This window comes from Flavobacterium faecale, assembly GCF_003076455.1.
GTDB classification, from domain to species: Bacteria; Bacteroidota; Bacteroidia; order Flavobacteriales; family Flavobacteriaceae; genus Flavobacterium; species Flavobacterium faecale.
The window spans coordinates 3912978-3928806 of record NZ_CP020918.1 but is presented as its reverse complement, the minus strand read 5'-3'; the positions used below and the strand labels follow the sequence as shown (position 1 = coordinate 3928806).

Sequence of the window (15829 nt, the reverse complement as noted above, 5' to 3'; positions counted from 1 at the left end):
TCATGGAATTTAGTAATCTTCATGAAGTATTGCGTTCGTTGTATGACGAAATGATGTCCTTATCGGCAGACATGGCTGCAATTGCTAAAGGGTTGGCTGGATTGGGTGCTTTGTTTTATATAGCGTTAAAAGTGTGGCAAGCTCTGAGTAGTGCCGAACCGATAGACGTCTTTCCGTTACTGAGACCATTTGCTATAGGCATGTGCATTACATTTTTCCCAACCGTTGTTTTAGGAACGCTTAATGGAGTATTGAGTCCAGTAGTGCAAGGAACACATAGCATATTAGAAAGTCAAGTTTTAGATTTGAATGCGTTGCAACAGCAAAAAGACCTACTGGAGAGAGAGGCTATGCTTCGAAATCCAGAGACGGCTTATTTAGCATCTGATGAAGAATTTGATAAAAAACTAGAGGAACTCGGATGGACACCTTCCGATTTGGCAACCATATCGGGTATGTACATCGAAAGAGAAATGTACGAGGTAAAGAAAATGATTCGGGATAGTTTTCGTGAATTTTTAGAAGTGCTTTTTCAAGCGGCTGCACTCGTCATAGATACGATTCGAACATTCTTCTTAATAGTGCTCTCCATACTTGGTCCCATTGCATTTGCTATTTCAGTCTGGGATGGGTTCCAATCTACTTTGACGCAGTGGTTAACCCGATACATTAGTGTGTACCTGTGGTTGCCAGTTTCAGATCTGTTTAGTGCGATGTTGTCTAAGATCCAATCGTTAATACTCCAAAAGGATATTGACAGTTTGGCTGATCCCAATTTTATACCTGATTCTTCCAGTACGGTCTACATCATCTTTATGATTATTGGTATCATAGGCTATTTTACTATTCCTACCGTGACTGGCTGGATTATTCAGGCTGGTGGTGCAGGGAATTTTGTTCGAAATATAAATCAAACGACCTCAAAAACTGGAAATATTGTTGGAGCTGGTACAGGTTCTGTCGCTGGGAATATTGGTGGAAGACTAATGAAATAACAATTTAAAATTAAGGTGAAATGGAATTTAAAACTTTAAGAAACATCGAAAATAGTTTCAGGCAAATTAGACTTTATGCACTCGTTTTTGCAGTGTTGTGTATTAGTATATCAGGTTATGCTGTTTGGGAATCGTACAGATTCGCTGAATTGCAACGTCAGAAAGTGTATGTATTAGACAATGGAAAATCGCTAATGTTGGCTCTTGCTCAAGACGCTTCTATCAATCGACCAGTAGAAGCGCGAGAGCATGTACGACGATTTCACGATCTTTTCTTTACACTAGCACCAGACAAAAATGCGATTGAGAATAATATGAAAAGAGCATTTAATCTAGCAGATAAAAGTGCTTTTGATTATTACAAAGACTTAGCGGAAAAAGGATATTACAACAGGATCATTTCTGGTAACGTACAACAACGACTTGAAGTTGATAGTGTGGTATGTGATTTCGAAACCTATCCTTATGCTGTTAAAACGTATTCAAAACAGTTCATCATTCGGTCAAGTAATGTAACCAAGCGGAATCTTGTTACTTCTTGTTTCCTTGTGAATTCTGTTCGTTCCGATAACAATCCACAAGGGTTTAACATCGAGAAATTTACAGTTTTGGAAAATAAGGATTTGGAAATTATCGAACGTTAACTATTGAAAAGATGAAAGCAATTCGAATAACAATTGATTTATGGATCAATGAAGTTGAGCAAAAATGGAAAAAGTTACCCGCACGAAAACAAAATAGATACATAGTAATTGGCTTTGTAGGATATCTAATAGCAACCTTGCTAGGTTTAATTTTTAGTTTAATCTGAATTAGTGGAGCAAGATATGTGAGCCTCAAAATCATTGTAAAGAGTAGTGTTGGTAAATAACTAAATAATAGAAGAGATGAAAAAAAATGAAAATGTTGATAATCCAGTTTTTATTACAGATGCTGGAATGAATACTGCTTCTGACGAGATTGTAGAAAGCAGGGAGACTAAAGTAGAAAAAATGAAAAAGCCAATCATCTTTGCGCTGATGGGCATACTGTTTTTTGGCTGTATGTATTTGATCTTTAAACCGTCTGAAAACTTAAAAAACATTCAGATTCTAGGGTTAAATGATTCTGTTCCACAAGCTACAACTATCAGTTTAGAAACGGATAAGCAAAAAGCCTATGAACAGGAAATATTAGATCATAAAAATCAAGAGAAACAAAATGCGCTCACGTCGCTATCGGATTACTGGAATGAAGGTAGTACAGAAGGATCTTTGCAGGAGGTACCTGAAAAGCAAGATGAAGTTACTAATAATGCATCGTTGAATAGCTATCGCAATGCACAAAATACATTAGGTAGTTTTTATAATAAGGATAATTCTGAAACGCAGGAATTACGCAAACAATTAGATGAGGTGAAAAAAGAATTAGCAAGAAAGGAAGAAACACCGACCAATATTGTTGACAATCAGTTAGAGCTAATGGAAAAATCCTATCAGATGGCCGCTAAATACTTGCCTACCCATTCAGCTGATACAGAAAACAAAACTATTACCAGCTCTTCACCATCTAAGGAAGCCTTTGTGTCCATAATTGCAGAAAAGCACAATGTTGTTTCGACTTTGCATCAAGAAATTGAAGCAGATCCCTTTTTACCGCTGATTGGTACTAATTTCAATAGCAATAATCAACAACTAGCAAAGAATAGTATTCGCGCTGTTATTCAGGAAACACAAGTTGTAACCGAGGAAAGCAGTGTTAGCTTACGATTGTTGGAGTCCGCTAGGATACAGGGTAAGATTATCCCAAGCGGAACTGTAGTAACGGCAAATTCCAGGTTTCAGCAAGGAAGATTGCAGTTGAAAATTACCTCTATTGCATTTGAGGAAAATATTTTGCCTATAGAATTGACTGTTTATGGTTTGGACGGTCAACAGGGATTAACAGTTCCTTATTCTCCAGAACGTACTGCTATGACCGATATGGCAGCAAATATGGGACAGACTTCTGGCAGTAGTATCATGCTGTCAACTTCAGCTGGACAACAGATTGCGGGTGATTTAAGCCGAGGATTAGTCCAAGGAGTTTCAAATTATTTTTCGAAAAAAATCAAGACTCCAAAAGTTACCATCAAAGCAGGACTGCAAGTGTTGCTAGTATCAAAAAAATAATTGTTTAAAAACTAAATTGTATAAAAATGAAAACAGCTGTAAAAAATATTTTAATGATCCTAATTCTAATGTTAGGAATCACATCAATTACACAGGCACAAGGTTCTTTGTGTACGAGCGAAAAGAAAAATTTAAGTATAATAGAACCCTACACTATAGAAGTGACATTCGATAAAACTTGTCATCTACTGTTTCCTTCTGTTATTCGATATGTCGATTTAGGTAGCAACAGCTTGGTTGCGAGTAAAGCTGATGATGCTGGTAATGTTTTACGAGTTAAAGCATCCACTAGAGATTTTGAAGAAGAAACCAATTTTTCAGTAATTACCGAAGATGGCACCTTCTATAGCTTTAATGTCTTCTACAATTCTTGTCCGATAGTTACCAATTATAGTTTATCAAAAAACAAGAAAAACGATTGGAAGTATTATTCAAATCAAGTTCTTTTTGAAGAGCTAGGGAAAAGTTCACCCTACCAGGTTGACGAAATTATGGAGGACATCTACAATAAAGACAAGCATTTTATAAAGCAGATTGGTGCAAGAAAATTTGGAATAGAATTTCTATTGAAAGGCATTTATATTAATGGTGACAAATATTATTTTCATACACAAATTAAGAATTCAAGCTTCGTTTCATTTCCTATTGATTTTATTAATTTTAAAATAGTAGATAAAAAGAAAGCAAAGCGCACCGTCATACAAGAAGTAACAAAACATCCAATAAGAGTTTATAAATCCATAGATGAGGTGTTAGGAAAAACAGTCTCAAGAAATGTTTTTGTTTTGGATCAATTTACGATTGCAGATGATAAAGTACTTCGAATTGAACTCCATGAGAAGAATGGCAGCCGATTGCAAATAGTAGAAATTAAGAATTCAGATTTACTTAAATCTAAACTAATCGAGCAGGAGAATACGGAGCCAATTAAAAAAAACGGTAGAGGATCAAAACGGTTTAACGATTGATTTCCCTTGTTTTTAAAAACGAATGACCAAGTGATTGTTTTACTATTTATAGTTTAACAATCACTTTCGTTTTTAAATGATAGTTGTTTATTTAACTATTTAATAATGAAATAATTAGGGTATTTTCTGTTGCTTTTTTGTACATTGGCACTGTTGAATTTTTAAATATTTAAATATGAATCCTGCATTGTTTTTAGGTGTAATTGCTCTAATTATAGGTGGAAGTCTTCGTTATTGGATTAATAGACGAAAGTTTTACAGACGAAGTCCAATGGGAGTGGAAGGTTTTTCGAGTTACGAAAAAGCAGTAGTAATAACATTCTTTGAAAGAGTGATAAAATGGATATCTTTTATAATAATAGTTTTTGGACTATTTATGTTATGGAGTTATTCGAATCATACCAAGAATAAAAACCTAATAATTCAAAAAGAAATTAAAAAGTGATTTTGATTGAGATAATTTTTTTACGTATTGGTGTATTGTTATTTAATTTTATTGCAAGTAAATAATAGCTAATTTTACATCAATAAAACACAGGACCTTTTGAAAAATATTTTAATTATTGATGACGAAGAAAAACTTCGTGGATTACTCGCTAGGATTATAAAATCAGAGGGATTTGAGGTCGTTGAAGCTCCAGATTTGAAGTCAGGATTCAAGAAACTTGAACAGAATGATATAGATGTTGTACTTTGTGATGTAAAGCTTCCTGATGGTAATGGAGTAGATTTTCTTGAAAAGATAAAAACTAATTTCCCTTTAATAGAAGTGATTTTGTTAACTGCTTATGGCAACATATCTGATGGTGTTCAAGCTATGAAAAATGGCGCCTTTGATTATATTGTGAAAGGGGACGACAATGATAAAATAATTCCGCTTTTGTATAAAGCCTTAGAAAAAGTCCAACTTCAAAAGAAAGTGAAGCAGTTGGAAAAGCGCATTATGAACAAGTATTCTTTTGACGCTATTATAGGAAAATCCAAAGCATTGTTACAAGTAATTGACTTGGCCAAAAAAGTAGCAATAACTGATTCTACTGTTTTGTTAACAGGAGAAACAGGAACAGGTAAAGAGGTTTTTGCCCAAGCGATACACGAAAATAGCACTCGAGTAGGAAAGTCATTCGTGGCTTTAAATTGTAGCACTTTCAGTAAAGAATTACTAGAGAGTGAATTGTTTGGACATCGTCAAGGTGCTTTTACAGGAGCTGTAAAAGATAAGAAAGGTTTTATTGAAGAAGCAAATGGAGGTACACTATTCTTAGATGAAATAGGAGAGATGCCAATTGATTTGCAAGCAAAATTATTACGAGTATTAGAAACCAATGAATATATAACGGTTGGAGATAGTAGTCCAAAAAAATCCAACTTCAGGTTAATTGCAGCCACTAATCGGAATTTAAAAACAGAAAGTGAGACCCATCGTTTTCGTTCTGATTTATATTATAGATTGAATATTTTCGAAATAAACTTGCCGCCTTTGCGTGCTCGTGTAAAGGATATACGTGCGCTTACGAGTTTTTTTGTCGAAAAATTTTCACTTGCAATCAATAAGCAGACACTAAAAATTGAGGACGATTTTTTAGAGCATCTAGAAAAATACAATTGGTCAGGGAATGTACGGGAACTTAAAAACGTAATAGAAAGAGCCGTAATTTTGGCCTCTTCAAATTCTTTAACGTCTGCCGATTTACCTTATGAGATTGTAAATTATAAAGAGAATAGTGGGGATACTGTACTATCTGCCTTTGCTATAAACAGTATGGAAAAACTGCACATTCAAAAAGTATTGAACTACACTAATGGCAATAAAGCAGAAGCTGCCAGATTGTTAGAAATTGGAATAGCTACTTTATACCGAAAGCTAGAAGAATATAAAATTTAACAAAACCTATCATTTTAATAAAAAGCCTATCATTTTGATAGGCTTTTTTTGTGGACTAAAATCACGTTTATGTATTAATTAGTTGATAACTAAACGATTAATTAGTTTGTTGCTTTTTTGGAATGTCTTTTGGCATTGCAGTAGAAAATAAATAACATTCAAATGAAAAATCAAGTCACCAATGTTTTCAAAAATGCAGAACGATTTGCTGAAGTTACTAAAAAAGCACTAATCGCAGGAAACGTACAAAGGGCAAAAAAATGTATCCGTATTGCCGAAAAATTATTTGTTACAGGCAGTACCGAAACCAAGGGCATCATTACCAATGTGTATCTCTATTCTATTGCTTCTTTTTTAAGCGTGAAGCACTGCACTATTTCGAACCTATTTCCTGAAGTTTTGAAAATTGAATATGCAAAGCAATGTCATTAACCTTATTACGATTATTATGATAGCAACAATTTTATTACTTGGCTTAGCCATTTTACTATTTGGCCTCTGTTTTTTAACCATCGAATTATTCGAAAAAATCTAAAATTATGACTGCACTTTTTATTGTCGCAATAGCTGTTTTTGGCTATATGGTTTACGTCTTACTTAAACCAGAAAAATTCTAAAATGATCAAGGTAAGAAATAGGTAATAACAGCAAATTGTATCATAATAGATTTTATTACTACAGTTTCGTTCTAACCTCTTTTATAACCAAAATTTATTTAACCCTTAATACATAACAATGAATACAGAAATATTTGGAATTATAGTCATGTTCCTGCTTACGCTAGCACTCGCAATTCCATTAGGGAAATACATTTCCAATGTTTACGGACTCGAGAAAACTTGGCTGGATTTTATATTCAACCCAATCGAAATAATGTTTTTCAAAGTAAGCGGTGTCAACCGAGGGCAAGAAATGAATTGGAAACAACACATGAAAGCTTTGCTAACAATTAATATAGTTTGGTTTTTCATAGGAATGATCATTATGATGAGTATGGGAAGTTTGCCCATGAATCCAGACGGAAACCCAAGTATGTCTGCCGATTTAGCTTTTAATACTGTGATTTCTTTTGTGGTGAATTGCAACCTGCAACATTATTCAGGTGAAACAGGAGTTAGTTACCTAGGTCAGTTCTATTTAATGTTTCTCCAGTTTGTAAGTGCAGCAACGGGAATGGCTGCTGCTGTTGTCATTTTTAGAGCTTTTCGAGATAAAACAACAACTGAATTAGGGAATTTTTATACCTACTTCTTGAAATCTTGTACACGTATTTTACTACCGCTTTCGTTTGTGGTGGCAGTTATATTGACTTTTCAAGGAACCCCAATGACCTTTGAAGGAAAAGATACGATTACTACGCTACAAGGTAGTTCTCAAGAGGTTTCTCGCGGACCTGTTGCTGCTTTTGTAGCGATAAAGCATATCGGTACCAATGGAGGCGGATTTTTCGGAACCAATTCGGCGCATCCTTTCGAAAATCCAACCTATTTATCCAATATGGTCGAAATGGTTGCTCAAATGTTGATTCCATTTGCAATGATATTTGCTTTTGGATATTTCATTAAAAGAAAGAAATTCTCGTGGATGATTTTTGGCGTGATGACCGTTGGATTCTTGGTATTAACGATTCCGAATGTTATCTCAGAGATGCAAGGAAACCCGATGATTCAAAAAATGGGAATAGATACCACTTTAGGTGCCATGGAAGGAAAAGAAACTCGAATAGGTGCCGCTGCAACCGGATACTGGAGTATTGCTACTACTGTGATTTCGACGGGTTCGGTCAACTCCATGCACGACAGTACCATGCCACTTTCTGGTATGAATGAATTATTAGCGATGATGATTAATAGCTTTTATGGTGGAGTGGGAGTTGGAATTTTGAACTTCTTTATCTTCATAATTTTAGCGGTTTTTATAAGTGGATTAATGGTAGGAAGGACACCTGAATTTTTTGGAAAGAAAGTCGAAGCTAGAGAAATGAAGATAGCGATGATCATTGCCTTGATTCACCCATTTTTTATATTAGTTGGAACTGCAATAACGGCCGCCATGCCTGAGTATGGTACTGCAACATTAAATAATCCTGGATTTCATGGACTGAGCGAAATGTTATATGAATTCACATCTGCATCAGCAAATAACGGAAGCGGGTTTGAAGGATTAGGAGACAATACTTTCTGGTGGAATGTTTCGACAGGAATAGTACTGCTTCTTGTACGTTTTATACCAATCATAGGGCCTGTAGCCATTGCAGGACTCTTAGCAGAAAAAAAGTACATACCTGAAAACGACGGAACGCTCAAGACAGATACGGCCACATTTGGTGTAGTGACCTTAACTGTTATTGTTATTATAGCCGCCTTGGCTTTCTTTCCAGTGCTTGCATTAGGTCCTATCGCTGAATATTTTACTATTTACTAAAAAGAATTTAAAATGAATAAAGATCAATCATTATTTCAAAAGGAGATTGTGCAAGAAGCATTAGCGCAGTCTTTTGTGAAATTGAATCCGAAGTTACTGTTTAAAAATCCAGTGATGTTTACGGTAGAAATCGGAACAATTGTTATGCTATTTGTCTCCATTTGGACATTAACGGGTGAAACATCGCAAGGTAGTTTTGGGTATAATTTTGTTGTATTTCTAGTATTGTTATTTACATTGTTGTTTGCCAATTTTGCCGAAGCGATCGCCGAAGCTCGAGGAAAAGCACAAGCTGACAGTTTACGAAAAACAAGAGAAGAAACACCTGCAAGATTAAAAAGTGGAGAAATAATTTCTTCTTCGCAACTTAAAAAAGGAGATTTATTTGTTTGCGAGGCAGGTGATACCATTCCAACAGATGGGGAAATCGTAGAAGGGCTCGCAACAATAGACGAAAGTGCTATAACAGGCGAATCGGCACCAGTTATCCGCGAGTCTGGAGGTGATAAAAGTTCAGTTACTGGTGGTACTAAAGTATTGTCAGACCGTATTGTTGTAGAAGTGACCAATGAACCAGGAGAGAGTTTTTTAGATAAAATGATTGCTTTGGTAGAAGGTGCTTCGCGCCAAAAAACGCCTAACGAAATTGCCTTAACGATTTTGCTTGCTGGATTTACGTTAGTATTTGTAATCGTTTGTATAACATTAAAACCATTTGCTGATTATTCGAATGTAACTATTACTATAGCTTCATTTATTGCATTATTTGTTTGCTTGATACCCACTACCATCGGAGGGTTATTGTCAGCCATTGGTATAGCAGGTATGGACAGAGCTTTAAGAGCCAATGTCATTACAAAAAGCGGTAGAGCAGTAGAAACTGCAGGAGATATTGATGTATTGCTGCTAGATAAAACAGGAACAATTACCATTGGTAACAGGAAAGCGACTCATTTTTATGCTGCTCCAGGTATTTCACAAGAGCAATTGATTAAAGCAGCCGTTTTAAGTTCTATGTCAGATGATACTCCTGAGGGGAAATCAATTATAGAGTTGGCTCAAATTGATCCTTTAACACTGCAAGTGAGTAACCCACAATTTATCAAGTTTACAGCCGAGACGAGAAGTTCAGGTATCAATTTTGACGGAACTCGAATTAGAAAAGGCGCAACTGATGCTATCAAAAGTATGGTTGTCAATGCAGGAAATCCTTTTCCCAACGAGCTTTTAGATCAAGTAAAAAAGATTGCTGAAAATGGAGGAACACCTTTAGTAGTTTGTGAAAATGAAGTAGCACTTGGAGTGATTGAATTACAAGATATCATCAAAACGGGCATGTTCGAAAGATTTGAACGCCTTCGTAAAATGGGTATAAAAACGGTGATGGTAACGGGAGATAATCCTTTGACAGCCAAATTTATTGCCGAAAAAGCAGGGGTAGATGATTTTATTGCTGAAGCCAAACCTGAAGATAAGATGAATTACATTATACAAGAGCAATTAGCAGGAAGGCTAGTGGCCATGATGGGAGATGGTACAAATGATGCACCGGCTTTGGCTCAGGCAGATGTTGGTGTGGCTATGAACAGCGGAACGCAAGCAGCAAAAGAAGCAGGAAATATGGTCGATTTAGACAATGATCCAACCAAATTAATTGAGATTGTAGAAATTGGGAAACAGCTATTAATGACTCGCGGTACGCTTACTACTTTTAGTATCGCTAATGATGTAGCCAAATATTTTGCCATCATTCCAGCTCTATTTATTACTGCAATTCCAGCGCTTCAGGGTTTGAACATTATGCATTTGCACAGTCCTGAAAGTGCCATACTGTCGGCAGTAATTTTCAACGCGATCATTATTCCGTTCTTGATACCATTAGCATTAAAAGGAGTGAGTTATAAGCCAATTGGTGCCAGTGCTTTACTGAGAAGAAATCTATTGCTTTTTGGGGTAGGTGGAATCATAGTACCGTTTATAGGAATCAAATTGATTGATATTGTAGTTGCATTATTTATTTAAAAAAAATAGAAATTATGAAAAATAATTTAATAATAGGACTTAGAATGACCGTTGTCCTTCTTGTACTTTTCATGGTAATTTATCCAATATCGGTTTGGGCAGTTGCTCAATTAGCACCAAATAATGGTAAAGGAGAAGTGGTAGCCTACAAACAAAGTAAGGGATACTCCAACATTGGTCAAGATTTTACTGCAGACGAATACTTTTGGGGAAGACCATCTGCTGTGGACTACAACGCTGCAGGATCAGGAGCAAGTAACAAAGGTGCTTCTAACCAAGAATATTTAGCAGTAGTACAAAGCCGTATTGATACTTTTTTACTAAAGAATCCTACGGTAAAAAAATCAGAAATTCCAGTTGATTTGGTGACTGCTAGTGCAAGCGGATTGGATCCAAATATTTCTGTAGAAAGTGCTAAAGTACAGATCGAGCGAGTTCAAAAAGCAAGAAAAATTAGTAGTGAAAAATTAAATAATTTGATTGACGCAAATGCAGAGCAGCCCTTTCTAGGCGCTTTTGGACCTAAAAAAGTGAATGTTTTAAAACTAAATATTGCGCTTGACCAACTCAAATAAGAAAATAATAAAATCAGGGAGACGTAATGTTGTCTCCCTTTTTTCAATCTAAAAAATATATTATCATGCATACTAAAATAATAATAGTGTTCTTATCACTTGTTTTATCGAATGCTGCTATTGCGCAAGAAGAGAAAAAAAATCCGTTAACCTTTTCTGGATATGTTGAAACGTACTATCAATTCGATACAAATAACCCTGAAACTAATTCACGACCGAGCTTTATTTACAGTCATAACCGTAATAATGAGGTAAGTTTAAATTTAGGTTTACTAAAAGCTACCTACGATACAGGAATGGTCCGCGCGAATTTGGCCTTAGGAGCTGGGTCGTATATGAATGCTAATTATTCCGCTGAGCCTGGAGTTCTAAAAAATATTTATGAAGCAAATGTGGGTTTTAAAGTTTTAAAAAATCAAAATCTATGGATTACCGCTGGGATTATGCCTTCACATATTGGTTTTGAAAGTGCTGTTGGTGCAGACTGTATTACTTTAACTAGAAGTATAATGGCTGAGAATTCTCCTTATTTTGAGGCCGGAGCCAAAATTACTTATGTTTCGCCAAGTGGACAATGGGAATTGTCAGGATTGTACTTAAATGGTTGGCAAAGAATTCAGCGCGTGGATGGGAATACTTCTCCTGCTTTTGGGCATCAACTAATTTATAAACCAACAAATAAAATAACCTTGAACAGTAGTTCTTTTATTGGAAATGACAAACCAAACGATGTTAGTCAAAGGCGTTACTTTCATGATTTTTACGGTCAGTTTGATCTAACAAGCAGCGTAAAATTGATGGCAGGTTTCGATCTAGGCTGGGAACAAGATATTGCTCAAAGTAATCATTATAACAAATGGTACGGAGCATCGGCAATGACACAAATTGCGGTAACGGATAAATTAAATTTGGCTATAAGGGCAGAATATTACCAAGATAAAAAAGGAGTAATTATCGCAATAGGAACCCCAAACGGTTTTGAAACGTATGGTGCTTCTGTGAATTCAGATTATAAGATAAGTTCCAATTTAGTTTGGAGAACGGAAGTGAAAAATTATTCTAGTAAAGAGGGTATTTATATTAAAAGAGGAGGAGAAACTGCTGATGACAGTTTGGTTTTTTCGACATCTTTAGCAATGAAATTCTAAAAATTTAAAATAGCTTATAATAAGTAATAGTGCTTTTCAAAAGCTAATGCAATAGCCATCAATTTAGTTTTTACGAGAACAAGCGCAGGCAGGCTGTTGTCTAAATATAATAATTATTATGAAAACAATAATTTTAAAACAAAGGAGTACATTTCTGAGTGTACTAGTTGCTGGAATAGCAAGTTTAGTACTCTTTTTAGGATGTCAGAAAAAAAAAATAGTCAAATCTTCATCAGAACCTCATTCGATTCATGGAGGTGAAATTACCGCTCCTACACTAGAAAAGAAATACAGTGATGACATCTATTTTAGGAATACTGCTTTGTGTGACGTGGTTGATGAAGTAGGGATTATAGATAGCAGTAAAGTAGTGCAGCATTCAGAACTGTTTTATCCCGTTACAGTAAAAGAAAAACTAATTTCTGAAAAAAAATTAACGCTGCATAGAAAAGGAAAATCACAATCTATCGCGACCGAATCTAGGTTTATGAATCCAAATATTACTATAGATTGTGCAAAAAAACAAGTGGTACGAATTGCGAGAGCTAGAAATATTGTGACAAAAATTATTGACTCTATCATTGTAGACCATACCGAAAAAAGATTAATTACATGTCTAGGGCCTAAAACTATTAACATAGTGATGCTGAATTCAGAACTAGACAAATTAAATAAATAATAGCAGCGGCATTATCTCTAATTGATTGGGGTACCAAAATCTCTGTAAAAGAGAATTGTACAATCCAAAAGATGAATCATTACTAAAAAATAAAAAGGATAGCAGCTCAAATCATTTGAAGCATTAAAACGAATATGGAACAAGAAAGACAGAATAATGCACAGTATTTTTTGGATTTGATTCAAAAATCCAGAAAAGGAAAGTTTAAAATCTACATTGGTATGAGTGCCGGAGTAGGTAAAACGTATAGAATGCTACAAGAAGCTCACTCTTTATTAAAAAAAGGAATTGATGTCAAAATAGGTTATATAGAGACACATGCTAGAAAAGAAACTCAGGAATTACTAACTGGTTTGCCTATAATACCAAGGCGAACAATTTTCTATAAAGGTAAAGAACTAGAGGAACTAGATGTTCAAGCAATAATTAATCTGAGGCCAGAGGTCGTAATTATAGATGAACTAGCACACTCTAATATTCAGGGTAGTAAAAATGAAAAACGGTGGCAGGATATTTTGGAAGTTTTAGAAGCTGGTATTAACGTTATTTCTGCTGTAAACATTCAACATATAGAAAGTTTAAATAACGTTGTCAAGGAGGTGACTGGCGTTGAAGTGCAAGAGCGGGTACCCGATAAGGTTTTAAGTATGGCAGATGAAGTAGTCAATATTGATCTAACCGCAGAGGAATTGATAAACAGATTAAAGGAAGGGAAAATTTATACGGAGAACAAAATACAATTGGCTCTGACTAATTTTTTTAAGTCAGATCAGATTCTTCAATTACGTGAATTAGCACTTAAAGAAGTTGCGAGTCAAGTAGTGCGAAAAGTAGAGCATGAAAAGCCTAGAAATACCAATTTTAGACAAGATAAATTATTGGCTTGTATTAGTAGTAACGACAAAACGGCTAAAATTGTTATCAGAAAAACGGCGCGTTTAGCAAGTTATTACAATAGTAAGTGGATGGTTTTGTATGTGCAAACACCAAAAGAAAGTAGTATTAGAATTCCGCTTGCTAAGCAGCGCTATCTTATAAATAATTTAAAATTAGCAACTCAATTAGGCGCCGAAGTAATTAAAAAAGAAAGCAATAAAATTACCGATGCTATTCTCGAAGTAGTAGAGCAAAAACAGATTACAACGGTTTGCATAGGAAAACCACATTTCAATTTATTTAAAGTAATTTTGTCTTCAAGTATATTTAATAAATTATTAAATAAGTTGGCTTCATCAAATGTCGACCTTATAATTTTATCCTAATGAGAATTAAAACTAAATTAAACTTAAGTGTAGGCTTATTATTTGCATTAATAATTTTACTTTCAGTTGTTAGTGTCTATTATATCAATTCGATAAAACAAGATACCCAAAATATCCTTAAAGCCAATTATGATTCCTTAGAGTATTCTAGGAATATGTTAATGGCAATGGAGGGCATTGGTGAGAATAATACGGATGCTATTGTGATTTTTGGTAAAAATTTAGATTTACAGCTTCTGAATATTACGGAGAAAAACGAAGCGAATATGACCAATAAGCTTAAAACAGCTTTTCAATCATTAAAGGAGGAAAATGGATCAGCTGAAGCTAAAGCGGAGATGAATGATGCAATTTTACAGATCATGAAACTGAATACCGATGCCATAAAACTAAAGAGCGATATCGCTCAGAAGACTGCCGAAACAGCAAATTTTTATATCATGATATTGGGAACTTTGTGTTTCCTGATAGCCTTTAACTTATTAGTGAATTTACCCAATAATATCGCTAATCCCATCAAAGAATTAACAACGAGTATTCAAGAAATAGCCAATAAAAACTACTCAGAAAGGGTACATTTTTTACAACACAATGAATTTGGTGACTTGGCTCGTTCCTTTAACGTGATGGCCGAAAAGTTAGAAGAGTATAACAACAGCAATTTGTATAGTTTGTCTTTCGAAAAGAAAAGATTAGAAACATTAATTAACAAAATGCATGATCCTATTATAGGATTAGACACGAGCAATACTATATTATTTGTTAATGATGAAGCTTTGGCTATATTTGGCTTAAAACAAGGTGAGGTTGTAGGTAAAAATGTAGGTTCTTTGGCTGTAAATAATGATTTAATACGAATGCTAATCACCTCAGAAATTAATGAAAAGGTATTACCAATAAAAATTTTTGCTGATGATAGAGAAAGCTATTTCGAAAAAGAAGTGGTCGATATTACGATTACGCCAACAGGGGAGGAGAAAGAGATCGCTATTGGAAATGTAATTATTCTAAGAAATGTCACTTTTTTCAAAGAATTAGATTTTGCTAAGACCAACTTTATAGCGACCGTATCACATGAACTAAAAACGCCTATATCCTCTATAAAATTTAGTTTACAGCTTTTAGAAAAAGAAGTAACAGGAGCAATTAACAAGGAGCAAAAGCAACTCTTAGACAGTATAAAAGAGGATAGTGAAAGACTACTTAAATTAACGGGAGAGCTGTTAGATATTTCACAGTTAGAAACTGGAAAAATAAATTTGAAAATTGAGAAAACAAGTCCTTATTCAATAGTTCACTATGCTGTTGAAGCTGTAAAAATGCAAGCAGAAAATAAACAAATTGAAATTGTTCTTGATGAAGAAGAAAATTTACCGTTTATAAATGCAGATAGTGAAAAAACGTCCTGGGTATTAATCAATTTTTTAACCAATGCCATTACTTATTCTACTACAGAAAGTAAAATTATTGTACAAGTAAGAAAATCAGTTGATCAAGTTATATTCAAAGTTATCGATACAGGCAAAGGAATTGATTCTAGATATAAAAATAGAGTTTTTGATAAGTATTTTCAAATACCAGGAAGTAGTAAATCTGGAACTGGCTTGGGATTAGCAATCAGTAAAGAATTCATCGAAGCACAACAAGGAAAGATCACAGTGGACAGCGAACTTGGTTTTGGGAGTACTTTTAGTATAGTGATGAACTTGCTTTAGTTGTAC

At 34.7% G+C, this 15829-nt stretch carries 15 protein-coding genes; all 15 read left to right on the top strand.

Annotation, left to right across the window (positions count from 1 at the left end):
• Positions 1-2: 2 nt before the first annotated feature.
• The 15 genes from traJ to FFWV33_RS16415 all read left to right on the top strand — a co-directional run bounded on the left by traJ (position 3) and on the right by FFWV33_RS16415 (position 15823).
• Positions 3-995, top strand: coding sequence for a conjugative transposon protein TraJ (gene traJ / locus FFWV33_RS16485; RefSeq protein WP_108741912.1), 993 nt, complete (start codon positions 3-5; stop codon positions 993-995).
• A 20-nt stretch (positions 996-1015) separates the two neighbouring features.
• Entirely contained in the window at positions 1016-1639 is a 624-nt protein-coding gene (traK, locus tag FFWV33_RS16480; RefSeq protein WP_108741911.1) for a conjugative transposon protein TraK, read from the top strand.
• A gap of 243 nt (positions 1640-1882) precedes the next feature.
• Positions 1883-3145 carry a conjugative transposon protein TraM gene (gene traM, locus FFWV33_RS16475; protein ID WP_108741910.1) on the top strand — a complete coding sequence of 421 codons (1263 nt, stop codon included), beginning with the start codon at positions 1883-1885 and terminating at the stop codon, positions 3143-3145.
• Positions 3146-3171: 26 nt separating this feature from the next.
• Entirely contained in the window at positions 3172-4113 is a 942-nt protein-coding gene (gene traN / locus FFWV33_RS16470) for a conjugative transposon protein TraN (RefSeq protein ID WP_108741909.1), read from the top strand.
• Between the two features lie 175 nt (positions 4114-4288).
• The gene (locus FFWV33_RS16465) at positions 4289-4558 is read left to right on the top strand and encodes a molybdenum ABC transporter permease (RefSeq protein WP_108741908.1); all 270 of its coding nucleotides are present in this window, start codon (positions 4289-4291) and stop codon (positions 4556-4558) included.
• A gap of 99 nt (positions 4559-4657) precedes the next feature.
• A complete protein-coding gene (locus tag FFWV33_RS16460; RefSeq protein WP_108741907.1) occupies positions 4658-5998 on the top strand; it encodes a sigma-54-dependent transcriptional regulator in 1341 nt (446 codons plus the stop codon).
• A gap of 162 nt (positions 5999-6160) precedes the next feature.
• Positions 6161-6430, top strand: a complete 270-nt coding sequence (locus tag FFWV33_RS16455; protein ID WP_108741906.1) for a DUF7674 family protein — start codon at positions 6161-6163, stop codon at positions 6428-6430.
• Between the two features lie 107 nt (positions 6431-6537).
• Positions 6538-6615 (top strand): K(+)-transporting ATPase subunit F, encoded by a 78-nt coding sequence (gene kdpF / locus FFWV33_RS16450; protein ID WP_108742587.1) that lies wholly within the window; start codon positions 6538-6540, stop codon positions 6613-6615.
• 118 nt (positions 6616-6733) lie between these two features.
• Positions 6734-8422: a potassium-transporting ATPase subunit KdpA gene (kdpA, locus tag FFWV33_RS16445; protein ID WP_108741905.1), complete on the top strand. Its 1689-nt coding sequence runs from the start codon at positions 6734-6736 to the stop codon at positions 8420-8422.
• A 12-nt stretch (positions 8423-8434) separates the two neighbouring features.
• Complete coding sequence (gene kdpB, locus FFWV33_RS16440) at positions 8435-10444, top strand: potassium-transporting ATPase subunit KdpB (RefSeq protein ID WP_108741904.1); 2010 nt, start codon at positions 8435-8437, stop codon at positions 10442-10444.
• A 14-nt stretch (positions 10445-10458) separates the two neighbouring features.
• Positions 10459-11019 (top strand): K(+)-transporting ATPase subunit C, encoded by a 561-nt coding sequence (locus FFWV33_RS16435; protein ID WP_108741903.1) that lies wholly within the window; start codon positions 10459-10461, stop codon positions 11017-11019.
• A gap of 65 nt (positions 11020-11084) precedes the next feature.
• Positions 11085-12167, top strand: coding sequence for a porin (locus FFWV33_RS16430; protein ID WP_108741902.1), 1083 nt, complete (start codon positions 11085-11087; stop codon positions 12165-12167).
• 118 nt (positions 12168-12285) lie between these two features.
• The gene (locus tag FFWV33_RS16425; RefSeq protein ID WP_108741901.1) at positions 12286-12846 is read left to right on the top strand and encodes a potassium-transporting ATPase subunit C; all 561 of its coding nucleotides are present in this window, start codon (positions 12286-12288) and stop codon (positions 12844-12846) included.
• 134 nt (positions 12847-12980) lie between these two features.
• Entirely contained in the window at positions 12981-14108 is a 1128-nt protein-coding gene (locus FFWV33_RS16420) for a histidine kinase (protein WP_108741900.1), read from the top strand.
• Entirely contained in the window at positions 14108-15823 is a 1716-nt protein-coding gene (locus FFWV33_RS16415) for a HAMP domain-containing sensor histidine kinase (RefSeq protein WP_108741899.1), read from the top strand. The genes FFWV33_RS16420 and FFWV33_RS16415 overlap by 1 nt, the downstream gene beginning before the upstream one ends.
• Positions 15824-15829: the final 6 nt, after the last annotated feature.

Excerpts from the sequence above, each read along its gene's own strand:
- traJ (WP_108741912.1), top strand. The coding sequence starts at position 3 with ATGGAATTTAGTAATCTTCATGAAGTATTGCGTTCGTTGTATGACGAA.
- traK (WP_108741911.1), top strand. The coding sequence starts at position 1,016 with ATGGAATTTAAAACTTTAAGAAACATCGAAAATAGTTTCAGGCAAATT.
- traM (WP_108741910.1), top strand. The coding sequence starts at position 1,883 with ATGAAAAAAAATGAAAATGTTGATAATCCAGTTTTTATTACAGATGCT.
- traN (WP_108741909.1), top strand. The coding sequence starts at position 3,172 with ATGAAAACAGCTGTAAAAAATATTTTAATGATCCTAATTCTAATGTTA.
- FFWV33_RS16465 (WP_108741908.1), top strand. The coding sequence starts at position 4,289 with ATGAATCCTGCATTGTTTTTAGGTGTAATTGCTCTAATTATAGGTGGA.
- FFWV33_RS16455 (WP_108741906.1), top strand. The coding sequence starts at position 6,161 with ATGAAAAATCAAGTCACCAATGTTTTCAAAAATGCAGAACGATTTGCT.
- kdpF (WP_108742587.1), top strand. The coding sequence starts at position 6,538 with ATGACTGCACTTTTTATTGTCGCAATAGCTGTTTTTGGCTATATGGTT.
- kdpA (WP_108741905.1), top strand. The coding sequence starts at position 6,734 with ATGAATACAGAAATATTTGGAATTATAGTCATGTTCCTGCTTACGCTA.
- kdpB (WP_108741904.1), top strand. The coding sequence starts at position 8,435 with ATGAATAAAGATCAATCATTATTTCAAAAGGAGATTGTGCAAGAAGCA.
- FFWV33_RS16435 (WP_108741903.1), top strand. The coding sequence starts at position 10,459 with ATGAAAAATAATTTAATAATAGGACTTAGAATGACCGTTGTCCTTCTT.
- FFWV33_RS16430 (WP_108741902.1), top strand. The coding sequence starts at position 11,085 with ATGCATACTAAAATAATAATAGTGTTCTTATCACTTGTTTTATCGAAT.
- FFWV33_RS16425 (WP_108741901.1), top strand. The coding sequence starts at position 12,286 with ATGAAAACAATAATTTTAAAACAAAGGAGTACATTTCTGAGTGTACTA.
- FFWV33_RS16420 (WP_108741900.1), top strand. The coding sequence starts at position 12,981 with ATGGAACAAGAAAGACAGAATAATGCACAGTATTTTTTGGATTTGATT.
- FFWV33_RS16415 (WP_108741899.1), top strand. The coding sequence starts at position 14,108 with ATGAGAATTAAAACTAAATTAAACTTAAGTGTAGGCTTATTATTTGCA.